The organism is Streptomyces sp. ActVer (assembly GCF_027270795.1).
GTDB lineage: Bacteria > Actinomycetota > Actinomycetes > Streptomycetales > Streptomycetaceae > Streptomyces > Streptomyces umbrinus_A.
In genome coordinates this window covers 1-10,918 of the sequence record NZ_JAPWHT010000354.1, presented here as the reverse complement: position 1 = coordinate 10,918, position 10,918 = coordinate 1, and the positions used below count along the sequence as shown (strand labels likewise).

The following is a 10,918-nucleotide window of genomic DNA, read 5'->3' as shown; positions in this document are numbered from 1 at the left end:
ATCGAGGCGTAGGCGCGTACGTGAGCGCGGGCGTGTTCGGGTTCGCACTTGACCGTGACGATCTGGTCGTCCGGGTCCCATGATGGTGCGCTACCTCCAGGCCATGGCCTCGCACTCGGCGAGTGCGCCCGTCGAGCAACCGGCGGTCACCGGACCCGCCGCTGCATCGCCGGCCACCACCGGGACGCCCACGATCGCCGACCTTCAGGTGCGGCACGTGATGAAGCGGTCCGTCGCCGGGGTCCTCGCCGACACGCCGTTCCTGGACATCGCCCGGATGCTGGCCCGTCGGCAGATCGGCGCGGCCGCCGTGCTGGACGACTCCCAACGTGTCATCGGCGTGATCGCGGAGTCCGACCTGCTCGCCCGGGCGGCCGACCTCGCGATCCCGGACGTACCCCACGGCCGGTTCGCCAGACTGCTCGGCCACCGGCAGCAGGCCGGTGACGCGGGCGGCACGGCGGCCACGCTGATGACCACGCCTGCACTGACCGTCCACCCCTGGACATCCGTGGTGGAGGCGGCCCGCACAGCCGCCCGCTCCCGGATCCGGCAGATCTTCGTGACCGACCACAGGGACAGGCTCGTGGGCGTCGTCAGCCGCGCGGAACTGCTGCACGCCCTCGTGCGGGACGACACGGCGATCCACTCGGAGATCGTCTCCCATGTCGTTCGGGACGAACTGCACATCGACCCCGAGCAGGTGAACGTGCGTGTTCGCAACGGCACCGTCACGCTCAGGGGCACGATCGACGCTCGCCTGGTTCCGCGGCTCATCGAGGAAGTGGCGGCGATCCCGGACGTGTTCGAGGTGGAGGACCACCTCGTCGCGCACTGAGACGCCCCCCGCAAGGCAGTCAACGGCATTGGACGTCGACGAGGAAGGCACGGTCATGTCCGAGACAACAGTGCGCCCCACCGCCGCGACGCGGCCCGAGGAGAGGGAGGTGCACCGGCTCGACGTCACACACGTCCACGGTGACGCGTACGCCGTGGACATCCGCGGCCACCAGCTCCTGGTCGACCGGCCCACGGAGGCGGGCGGCAACGACACCGCCCCGACACCCACGGAGTTGTTCGCGGCCTCCCTGGCCACCTGTGTCGCCTCCTGTGCGGGCCGTTACCTCAAGCGCCACGGCATGCCCCGCTCCGGACTGCGTGTCCGTACGGAGTTCACCACGGCGGCGGACCGCCCCGCCCGGGTCGCGTCCGTCCGGCTGTTCCTCACTCCCCCACCGGGGCTGTCCGCACAACGCCACGCGGCTCTGCTGGCCATCGCCTTGCACTGCACCGTACTCAACACGCTGCACGAGCCGCCCGAGACGGACATCCGGCTGGAGCCGGGCACACCCGTCTGACACACCTGCCGGCCTCGGGTCCGGTGCCACGTCACCCCCGGCGCCGACGCTCCTGCCGACATCGCCCCACGAGCGGACGCTCCGGCCGGTGGGCCTTGCCAAGCCGGTGCGGCGGCCACGCCCGGACGACCTGTTCCGGGCCTTCGGCACGTCCCCGTACGGGCTGTCCGTCCAGGATCCGACGCCCGGTGGGAACGGCTTGCCCAACGAGCTGCCTCGCCCCCGAGGGAAGGTTGTGGCGGCTGTTCGCGGCACAGTTCACCGATCTGTTCGCCATGGTCCTGCTCGCAGCGTCGACGTCGGCCTTCCTCGCCCACGTCCTCCAGGGCCCGCACGACGCCGGGCGCTCCGCGCAGACAGTGCAGGCCATGATGTCCCGCGCCTGCCGGGCCCTGCGGGACGGGGAACGGCGGGAGATTCCGGCGAGTTCCCTGGTGCCCGATGACGTCGTCCCACTGGAGGCCGGGGACGCGGTGCCGGCGGACTGCCGGGCCGGTCGGGACACACGACCTGCCGGCGAACAACGCGCCCCCGGCCGGGGAGCGTTCGGCCGCGGACCGTACGACGGAACCGAGTCCGGTGGGCAGCGCGCTGGACTCCCGCACCTGCGCCTTCAGCGGACCGGCCCCCAAGTCGCCCGCCCCCGAGCTCGCACTGCGGGAGGACGACATGCTCCTCGTCGTGTCCCGCACGGCAACGGAGAGCGAGGTTCCCGCGGTCTTCCAGCGACGCCCCGCCTTCCGGCAGGCGGGCGGGCGGGCGGGGTAACGAAACGTGTGCGTGGCCGGACGATCGGCCACGCACACGCGGTGCGGCTCAGCGCACGACGGCGCTCAGACGTGCCGCACGGAAATAGTCCTGGTGCCTTCCTTCTTCTCCGGCACCGGGACCGTGACGGTCAGGACACCGTCCTTGTACTCCGCGGTCGCCTCGTCCCCCTCGGCACCGGCCGGCAGCCGGACCGCGCGGGTGAAGGTGCCGTAGCGGAACTCGGTGTGGCGCTTGTCCTTGGTCTCCTCGGTGCGCTCGGCGCGCAGCGTCAGCAGGCCTTCCGCGACGGTGATCTCGACGTGCTTCTCGGGGTCGATGCCCGGAAGTTCGGCCCGCAGTACGTACGTTCCGTCCGTCAGCCGCTCCTCGATACGGATGCCGTGTGTCCCCGGCACGGTGTGTGCCACGGGGAGCCCGCTTTCGACCCACCCCAACAGGTCGGGGAGCGTCACCCAGCCGGGCAGCCTCTCGCTCATGCCGCTCATGTCGCCCTCCTCTTCCTTGTTCCTACTACCAGCGTCGCGCGCCGCAGCCGGGGGCGGGCGGGGCCGACCGGCCCCGCGCGGGACCCTTTGGGCCCTGTCAGCCGCTCATCCTCTTCCGCCACTGCGGGCCGACGCGCGCCCATTCCGCATCCCACTCCCGCAGCCGCCGTCGGTCCAGGCCGGCGCGGGCGAGCCGCTCGCAGCCCAGCACCGTGGCCCCGGCCGCGAGCCCCGCCGAAGTGCCCACCAGCACCGAGTACAACTGCGCCTCGACGGCTGTCGGCGGCTGAGACCTCAGCTCGCCTTTGCGGTCCACCCACGCCGTGACAGAGGTGCCGGCCTCGCTGCCGGGCTCCGCCTTCGCCAGGCCCGTGTGCGTGGTGCCCTCGGCGGCGGTCCAACGGACTTTCGCCCACACGGTGCCCTCGCTGGTGCCGTCCGTCGTCAGCGCGGGGGCACCGGGCGCGTCCTGGGTGAGAACGGCCGTCACCGGGTGGACCTGCGCGCGGCGCACGGCGAGGCTCTGCTCGAACGACACCCCCGCTACCAGGGCCACGGACAGGCCTCCCGCCACGGCGAAAAGCCAGGCTGTCAGGACGATCCAGGCCTCCAGGCGGTCGCTGCGGCGTCGGAGGGGGGTGTCACGCCACCGCCAGAGCCACACCTTCTTCGCCGGTGTGCAGCGCGCCCTCGCCATGGGACGACACCCCTTTCTCCCTCGGCCGGGAACTCTCGCGTCCAGGAGCCGGGACGCCTCACCCGGGAGGGGTCCCTGGGCTCGTCACGGCCCCTGTGCCGTCCGGGAGTTCGGGATCGAGCCCGAGGTGGCGGCGCGGTCCCGACAGTGCACAGTCCACGTCCACCACACCCTCGACGGCACGCGCCAGGTGGGCGGCGACGGGGGCCAGCCCGGTCTCCCGGAACCGGCCGGTCAGTTTCACGATCCCGTCGCGGACCTCCACCCGGATCGCTCCCGGCGTCTCGGGGACGAGGCGCTCCACGACCGCGCGGCGCACTTCGCGAGCAAGGTCTGCGTCGTCCCGCAGGAACACCCCGAGGAGGTCACCGCGGCTGACAATGCCCTTCAGGACACCGTCGCCGTCGACGACCGGCAGCCTCTTCACCCGGTGGCGGGCCATGATCCGGGCGCCCTGCGCCAGGGACGCACCCGAGCGGACGGTGACCGCCGGAGCCGTCATCAGCTCCTCGGCGGTACGCGCCCCGGCCTTGGCCAGGTCCTCCGGACGCCGCGGCCTGGCGTACCCATCGGGGTCGCCGTCTCGGAACTCCTCCTTGAGCAACAGATCGGCCTCGGAGACGACGCCCACGACCCGGTGCCCGTCGTCCACCACGGGAAGGGCACTGACCTTCCACTCCCGCATGGCCTTCACCACGTCCTTGAACGTCGCGCCGGTCTTCAGGGCGAGGACGGTACGGGTCATCACATCGCTCACGGTGTGCGGAGTGTTGTGCATGGTGTCCTCCCAGGGCCCCAGGTGCGCGTGTCGTCACGGACAAGGGCTCCCCGACTTCAGCCTCGGCCACGGGCCCTGACCGTCGTATGGGCCGACCGGCCCTGGTAGGTGGTCCCGTCGGGCACGAACCTCCCCGCTCCGTCCTCAGCGTGTGACGGTGAGGGGCACGGCGTCCGCGACGACCGGGTGACAGTCCTCCATGGAGTTCCAGTGCGCCGCGAGCAGGCCGGCACCCGAGCGGGTCGCCCTGTGGGGGATCGTCACGTCGAACGTGCCGCGGGTTCCGGTGCCGGAGGTCGCCGTCGTGCAGACGTCGGCCGCGGTGCGCCCGGCGGCATCGGTGATCCTCAGGCGGAAGGTAGGGGCAGCGTCTCGGTGCCCGACCCGTGCCGCGCCGGATGCGGCAGGTGCCTCAGCAAAAGCCCCTTGATGCTCGGGAGCACCGCCGCCTCCCTTCCTGCGGCTCCGCACGGTTCTGCGCTCTCCGCCTCGGCGCCAGCCGTACACGGGGCATCCGGTCCGTGCCGACGTCCGGCGGGCTGTTCGACGCTTGGGGCGTACCACCCGGTCGGGCGCGCGGCCCGCCCCTCGCCGCCCACCCCGCATCCGCCGTGTCACCTGGGCTCCGGGCAGGTGACAGCCATGGCATCGGTCACCTTCGACCAGGCAACCCGTTGCTTCCCGAAGATGGACCACCCTGCCGTCGACGGGCTCGAACTCGACATCTCCGACGGCGAGTTCATGGTCCTCGTCGGCGGCAACGAGACCATGGAGGACCTGGTCGCCCAATACGGCACGGGCGGCCTCACGGACTCGTTTCCCGCCGGGCAATTGCTGGTCGTCGCTCTCCTGGGCGCCGGTTTCGCCGTACAGACAACGCTGCGGCCACGAGGCGAGGAAGCCGCGCTGCGGGCCGAGCCGCCACTGGTCACGCCCGTCTCCCGCGTCCGCCTGGTTGCCGGTCGCCTGTCGGTGGCGCTGGGCGGCAGATTGAGCGTCCTCGCCGCCGCGGGCCTCGGCACAGGCCTCGCCCACGGCGCCACCGGCGTCGGGGCGGTCCAGGTGCCCCTGCTCGTCACCGCCGCGCTTGCCTACGCCCGGGCGCCGTGGCCGGTCGCCAGGCTCGCGACCGCGCTGTTCGAGCGCTCGCCCTGCGCGGCCAAAGGCCGCACCGGCGGTACTCGCTACCTTGTTTCGTCGTCGGCCTGTCCGGCGAGGTCCACGACCTGCTCGCCTGGGCCCTGAGCGCCTCTCCGTTCGAGCACATCCCGCACCTGCCCGCCACGCACCCCTGGCGTCACCGCGCCGATACTGCTCACAGCCGTCGCTGCCACGCTGACAACGCTCGGTCCGGCCGGATTCCGAAGGCGGGACGTCGGCTGGGTTTCCGTGTACGCCGCGGTTGCCGTGCGGAGGGGCCGTTCGGCCCTGCGGTCGGGACGCACCGGCCCCTGACGGCGGTGGGCCGACGCGCCGACTCTGGTGGGGCAGGGTCCGCACACCTGCGTGCGGGCACAGGCCACAGGAGGTGTCGGCCATGCTGCGCCCCGTTGTCGTAGGAATGGACGGATCGAGGGAGAGCCTCGCCGCCGCGGAGTGGGCGGCCCAGGAAGCGCTCAGGCGTCGTCTGCCGCTGCACCTGGTGCACGCCTGGGAGGGCGGGGTGACTCCTGACTTGTCGGAGCTGCCCGAGCTGGACGCGCCGCGCTACTGGGCGCGGCGGATTCTGCGGGATGCCGTGGAGCGGCTCGGCGAACGCTGCCCGCAGGTCGTGCCGACCACCGAGCAGATCGCCCGGTCCGCGCCGGACGCCCTGGTGGCGGCAGGCGACGAAGCCGAGCTGCTGGTGCTGGGCAGCCGTGCGTTCAGCGGCTTCGGTGGCTTCATGGCCGGTTCGGTCGCACTGGCGACAGTCGCCCACGTGACGCGCCCCGTCGTCCTCGTACGGGCCGAGCAGACTCTGGAGGACGAGCACCTGCCGGACGCGGAGAACCACCCTTCGGCGGCCACCCCCTACCGTGACGTCCTCGTCGGCGTCGACCCCGCGAACGCGTGCGAGGAGGTGCTCGCGTTTGCCTTCGGGAGCGCGATGCTGCGGGCAGCGCCGCTGCGGGCCGTGTACACGTGGCGGCTGCCGTACGTGGAGGCTGCCGCGGAAGCCAGGGCACGCAGGGCGGTGGGCGCGAGCGCCGCGAAGGCGCTGACCGCCGTAATGCGGCCGTGGCGGGAGAAGTTCCCCACCGTCGACGTCCACGAGCTGACGCCCGAGGGCAGCGCCCCCCTGCGGCTGACGGACGCCGCCAAGGGCGCCGGTCTGCTGGTCGTCGGCCGCCGCATCCGCCCGGCCAGGCTGGGGACGCACACCGGGCCCGTCGCGCACGCGGTGATGCACCACGCCCGTTGCCCGGTCGCCGTCGTGCCGCACCAGTGAGTGTCCGCATCGGATCCCAGGACAGGAGGATGCCGTGTTCCAGGTACGCATCCACGGTCGCGGCGGCCAAGGAGCCGTCACGGCCGCGGAGTTGCTGTCGGTGGCGGCGTTTCTGGAGGGCCGCCACGCGCAGGCGTTCCCGAGTTTCGGCTCGGAGCGGACGGGGGCTCCGGTGATGGCGTTCTGCCGGATCGACGACCGGCCGATCCGGGTCCGCGAACCCGTCACCCGACCCGACGCCCTGGTGGTCCAGGACGCGACGCTGCTGCACCAGGTGGACGTCTTCGCCGGGCTGCGGCCCGGCGGCCCAGTTCTGGTCAACTCCCCTTATGGCGCCGATCACCTGGGCCTGGAGTCACTCACCGGTCCGGTCCTCACGGTCCCCGCCACCGCACTCGCCCTGCGCCATGTCGGGCGTCCGGTACCCAGCGCCGTCCTGCTCGGCGGACTCGCCGCCCTCACCGGCTGCGTGACGCTCGGCTCGCTGACCGCCGCGATCCAGGAACGCTTCCCGGGCAGGCTGGGATCGGCCAATGCGGACGCCGCCCGGAAAGCGTACGAGCACGTCGAGGTCCTTCGTGAGGAGCGCGTTCATGCTGAAGCAGACTGAGGGCTCGCGCGCGGTCGCCGAGACCGTCGCGTACTGCCGCCCGGAAGTGATCGCCGCCTACCCCATCTCCCCGCAGACGCACATCGTGGAGGAGCTCAGCCGCTGGTGAAGTCCGGTGCGCTGAAACCGGGCGAGTACGTCAACGTCGAGTCGGAGTTCGCCGCGCTGTCCCTGTGCATCGGCGCCTCGGCGGCCGGTGCCCGTACCTACACGGCGACCGCGAGCCAGGGCCTGTTGTACATGGTGGAGGCCCTCTACAACGCCTCGGGCCTGGGCCTGCCGATCGTGATGACGATCGCCAACCGGGCGATCGGCGCGCCCATCAACATCTGGAACGATCACAGCGACAGCATGTCCCAGCGCGACTCGGGCTGGATTCAGCTGTACGCCCGCGACAACCAGGAGGCGGCCGACCTGCACCCGCAGGCCTTCCGGCTGGCCGAGGAGCTGTCCCTGCCGGTGATGGTGTGCATGGACGGCTTCGTCCTCACGCACGCCTGGGAGCGGATCGAGGTGCCGGAACAGTCGCAGATCGACGCGTTCCTGCCGCCCTACGAACCCCGTCAGGTCCTGGACCCGGCCGAGCCTGTGTCGATCGGCGCGATGGTGGGCCCCGAGGCCTTCACCGAGGTGCGCTACCTCGCTCACGCCAAGCAGATGCAGGCGCTGGAGGCGATTCCGAAGCTCTCGGAGGAGTTCCGGCGACTGTTCGGGCGGGACTCGGGCGGCCTGGTGCATCCATACGCCTGCGAGGACGCCGAGACGATCGTCGTCGCCCTGGGGTCGGTGTTCGGCACGGTGTGCGACGTCGTCGACGAGATGCGCGAACACGGCGTGCGCATCGGTGCCCTCGCGATCACGTCCTTCCGACCGTTCCCGCTGGAGGCGGTACGTGCCGCACTCGGCGGGGCACGCCAAGTCGTCGTGTTGGAACGGGCGTTGGCCGTCGGAATCGGTGGGATCGTCTCGGCGAACGTACGCACCGCGCTCGCCGGGATCCAGCTCGCCGGCCACACCATGATCGCCGGGCTCGGCGGGCGCGCGATCACCAAGGCCTCGCTGCACCGGCTGTTCGACGACGCACTCGGCGGCCGGCTCGGGCAGCTGACGTTCCTGGACCTCGACACCGACCTGGTGGAGCGGGAGTTGGCGCGTATGGCCCGGACCCGGCGGTCCGGGCCGTCGGCCGAGAACATCCTGCGTGACGTGGGGAGCAACCGATGAGTGACGCACGGCAGGTGAAGTTCTATCAGGTCGGCAGCTTCGCCGCCGGAAACCGGCTGCTGGGCCCCGAGCTGCAGTCCGACCAGGCGGACCCGGACCGGTCCAACGCGCTCACCTCCGGTCACCGTGCCTGCCAGGGCTGCGGCGAGGCGCTCGGCGCCCGGTACGTCCTGGATGCGGCACAGCGGGCGGCCGGCGGCAAGGTGATCGCAGTCAACGCGACCGGCTGTCTGGAGGTGTTCTCGACGCCGTACCCGGAGACTTCCTGGCAACTCCCTTGGCTGCATTCCCTGTTCGGCAACGCGCCTGCGGTCGCCGCGGGTGTCGCCGCCGCACTGCGCGTCAAGGGCCGCAAGGACGTGCGCGTGGTCGGGCAGGGCGGGGACGGCGGGACGGTCGACATCGGACTGGGCTGTCTGTCCGGCATGTTCGAGCGGGGCGACGATGTCCTGTACGTCTGCTACGACAACGAGGCCTACATGAACACCGGCGTGCAGCGCTCCGGGGCCACTCCCCCGGCCGCGCGCACGGCGACCACCCAGGCGGTCGGCGAGGAGCCCGGTGCCCCCTTCGGGCAGGGCAAGAGCCTGCCGCTGATCGCGATGGCGCACGAGATCCCGTACGTCGCCACGGCCACCGTCGCCGGGCTCCGCGACCTGGAGGCCAAGGTGCACCGGGCGATGGGGATGCGCGGAGCCCGCTATCTGCATGTACTGGTGCCCTGCCCGCTCGGCTGGGGCACGGCGTCCTGTGACACGGTGCGCATCGCGCGCCTCGCCGAACAGAGCGGACTGTTCCCGGTGTTCGAGGCCGTCGACGGCGAGGTCACGCGAATCCGGCGACGCGTGCCGGTCGAGGAATACCTGCGGCCGCAGAAGCGGTACGCACACCTCTTCGAACCGGAGGTCCGTACGGATGTCCTCGCCCGGATCCAGCGGGCCGCCGACCGCACCATCGCCCGCTTCGGGCTGCTGACCGAGGAGACAGTGCCGTGAAGGAGAAGCCGTTCGCGATCACCCTGGACGTGGGGTCCAGCCTCGCCAACCGGACCGGCGCCTGGCGCACCGAACATCCCGAGTACGTCCACCGGCTGCCGCCGTGCAACCAGGCCTGTCCCGCCGGCGAGAACATCCAGCAATGGCTCTTCCACGCGGAGAGCGGCGACTACGAGTCCGCCTGGCGGGAGCTGATGCGGGACAACCCGCTGCCCGCAGTCATGGGCCGGGTCTGCTACCACCCCTGCGAGACCGCCTGCAACCGCGTGCAGGTCGGGGGCGCCGTCGGCATCAACGCCGTGGAGCGCTTCCTCGGAGACGAGGCGATCCGGCACGGCTGGAGGATCCAGGGGCCCTCGGAGTTTTCCGGCACGGGGAGTCCCCCGGCCGGAGGCCCGGGGAAGGTCCTGGTCGTCGGCTCCGGTCCGGCCGGGCTGTCGGCGGCGTACCATCTGCGGCTGCTCGGGCACGAGGTGACGATCCGTGAGGCCCAGGATCGGCCCGGCGGCATGATGCGGTACGGCATTCCGCGCTACCGGCTGCCGCGCGAGGTGCTGGACGCCGAGATCGACCGGATCCTGGCACTGGGGGTCGCACTGGAGCTCGGGACGCGGGTCGACGACGTGCTCGCCGCGCAACGGGACGGCGGCTTCGACGCGGTGTTCCTGGCGGTGGGCGCAGGCATCGGCCGCCGCACCTACATCCCGGCGGGCGACAGCGCGCGCATTCTCGACGCGGTCTCCCTGCTGGCCGGTGTGGAGGACGGGCAGCCGCCCCTGCTGGGCCGCCGGGTCGCCGTGTACGGCGGCGGCAACACGGCCCTGGACGCGGCCCGCACCGCACGCAGGCTCGGCGCCACCGACGCCGTCGTGGTCTACCGGCGTACCCGCGACCGAATGCCCGCGCATGACGTGGAGATCGAGGAGGCGCTGGAGGAGGGCGTGCGCATGAAGTGGCTGTCCACCATCAAGCACGCCGACGGCGAACGGATCACCGTGGAGCGCATGAAGCTCGACGAGACCGGATTCCCGCAGCCCACGGGCGAGTTCGAGGAGCTGGAGGCCGACACCGTGGTGCTGGCGCTCGGCCAGGAGTCCGACCTGTCCCTGCTGCAGGACGTGCCCGGCCTGTCGGTGGACCACGGCACGGTGCGGGTGGCCGACGGGCTGATGACGGGGCATCAGGGCATCTTCGCCGGCGGCGACATGGTGCCCGCCGAGCGGACGGTCACCGTGGCCGTTGGGCACGGAAAAAAGGCGGCACGGCACATCGACGCCTGGCTGCACGGCACGTCCTACGAGCCCGGTCCCAAGCATCCGCCCGCCGGCGCCGACCGGCTGAACACCTGGTACTACTCCGACGCACCGGCGTCCGTACGGCCCCAGCTGACGCTGGCCCGCCGTGTCTCCACCTTCGACGAGGTCGCACAGGGGCTCGACCCGTCCACCGCGCTCTTCGAGGCCCGGCGCTGCATGTCGTGCGGGAACTGCTTCGAGTGCGACAACTGCTACGGCGTCTGCCCCGACAACGCCATCACCAAGCTCGGTCCCGGCAAGGGGTTCGCGATCG

The 10,918-nt window shown here is 71.9% G+C and carries 14 protein-coding genes and 1 pseudogene; 11 read left to right on the top strand and 4 right to left on the bottom strand.

What is annotated here, in order from left to right; translation table 11 throughout:
- Nucleotides 1–103 precede the first annotated feature (103 nt).
- The 4 genes and pseudogenes from O3Q52_RS38990 to O3Q52_RS38975 all read left to right on the top strand — a co-directional run bounded on the left by O3Q52_RS38990 (nucleotide 104) and on the right by O3Q52_RS38975 (nucleotide 2,126).
- On the top strand, nucleotides 104–838 hold the full coding sequence (locus O3Q52_RS38990; protein WP_269653317.1) for a CBS domain-containing protein: 735 nt from the start codon (nucleotides 104–106) through the stop codon (nucleotides 836–838).
- Nucleotides 839–893: 55 nt separating this feature from the next.
- Complete coding sequence (locus O3Q52_RS38985) at nucleotides 894–1,358, top strand: OsmC family protein (protein WP_269653316.1); 465 nt, start codon at nucleotides 894–896, stop codon at nucleotides 1,356–1,358.
- A 275-nt stretch (nucleotides 1,359–1,633) separates the two neighbouring features.
- Nucleotides 1,634–1,837, top strand: a pseudogene (locus O3Q52_RS38980) (hypothetical protein); the annotation flags it as partial.
- Between the two features lie 100 nt (nucleotides 1,838–1,937).
- Nucleotides 1,938–2,126 (top strand): hypothetical protein, encoded by a 189-nt coding sequence (locus tag O3Q52_RS38975; RefSeq protein ID WP_269653315.1) that lies wholly within the window; start codon nucleotides 1,938–1,940, stop codon nucleotides 2,124–2,126.
- Between the two features lie 65 nt (nucleotides 2,127–2,191).
- Here the strand turns inward: O3Q52_RS38975 and O3Q52_RS38970 are convergent, their stop codons facing one another.
- The 4 genes from O3Q52_RS38970 to O3Q52_RS38955 form a co-directional block, all read right to left on the bottom strand.
- Nucleotides 2,192–2,614, bottom strand: a complete 423-nt coding sequence (locus O3Q52_RS38970; RefSeq protein WP_269653314.1) for an Hsp20/alpha crystallin family protein — start codon at nucleotides 2,612–2,614, stop codon at nucleotides 2,192–2,194.
- A 97-nt stretch (nucleotides 2,615–2,711) separates the two neighbouring features.
- Nucleotides 2,712–3,311, bottom strand: coding sequence for a hypothetical protein (locus O3Q52_RS38965; RefSeq protein WP_269653313.1), 600 nt, complete (start codon nucleotides 3,309–3,311; stop codon nucleotides 2,712–2,714).
- Between the two features lie 58 nt (nucleotides 3,312–3,369).
- Nucleotides 3,370–4,089 carry a CBS domain-containing protein gene (locus O3Q52_RS38960; protein WP_269653312.1) on the bottom strand — a complete coding sequence of 240 codons (720 nt, stop codon included), beginning with the start codon at nucleotides 4,087–4,089 and terminating at the stop codon, nucleotides 3,370–3,372.
- A 144-nt stretch (nucleotides 4,090–4,233) separates the two neighbouring features.
- The gene (locus tag O3Q52_RS38955) at nucleotides 4,234–4,695 is read right to left on the bottom strand and encodes a Gmad2 immunoglobulin-like domain-containing protein (RefSeq protein ID WP_269653318.1); all 462 of its coding nucleotides are present in this window, start codon (nucleotides 4,693–4,695) and stop codon (nucleotides 4,234–4,236) included.
- A gap of 36 nt (nucleotides 4,696–4,731) precedes the next feature.
- On the opposite strand from O3Q52_RS38955, the gene O3Q52_RS38950 reads away from it, so the two are divergent.
- From O3Q52_RS38950 to O3Q52_RS38920, 7 genes are all read left to right on the top strand, one after another.
- Nucleotides 4,732–5,334, top strand: a complete 603-nt coding sequence (locus tag O3Q52_RS38950) for a hypothetical protein (RefSeq protein ID WP_269653311.1) — start codon at nucleotides 4,732–4,734, stop codon at nucleotides 5,332–5,334.
- Between the two features lie 292 nt (nucleotides 5,335–5,626).
- The gene (locus O3Q52_RS38945) at nucleotides 5,627–6,520 is read left to right on the top strand and encodes a universal stress protein (RefSeq protein ID WP_269653310.1); all 894 of its coding nucleotides are present in this window, start codon (nucleotides 5,627–5,629) and stop codon (nucleotides 6,518–6,520) included.
- 34 nt (nucleotides 6,521–6,554) lie between these two features.
- Entirely contained in the window at nucleotides 6,555–7,130 is a 576-nt protein-coding gene (locus O3Q52_RS38940) for a 2-oxoacid:acceptor oxidoreductase family protein (RefSeq protein ID WP_269653309.1), read from the top strand.
- Nucleotides 7,114–7,239: a hypothetical protein gene (locus O3Q52_RS38935; protein WP_269653308.1), complete on the top strand. Its 126-nt coding sequence runs from the start codon at nucleotides 7,114–7,116 to the stop codon at nucleotides 7,237–7,239. Before O3Q52_RS38940 ends, O3Q52_RS38935 begins: the two co-directional genes overlap by 17 nt.
- Entirely contained in the window at nucleotides 7,236–8,354 is a 1,119-nt protein-coding gene (gene porA, locus O3Q52_RS38930) for a pyruvate ferredoxin oxidoreductase (protein WP_269653307.1), read from the top strand. The genes O3Q52_RS38935 and porA overlap by 4 nt, the downstream gene beginning before the upstream one ends.
- Nucleotides 8,351–9,349: a thiamine pyrophosphate-dependent enzyme gene (locus O3Q52_RS38925; protein WP_269653306.1), complete on the top strand. Its 999-nt coding sequence runs from the start codon at nucleotides 8,351–8,353 to the stop codon at nucleotides 9,347–9,349. Before porA ends, O3Q52_RS38925 begins: the two co-directional genes overlap by 4 nt.
- The coding region (locus O3Q52_RS38920; protein WP_269653305.1) for an NAD(P)-binding protein at nucleotides 9,346–10,918 on the top strand (1,573 nt) is incomplete at its 3' end. The genes O3Q52_RS38925 and O3Q52_RS38920, both read left to right, overlap by 4 nt.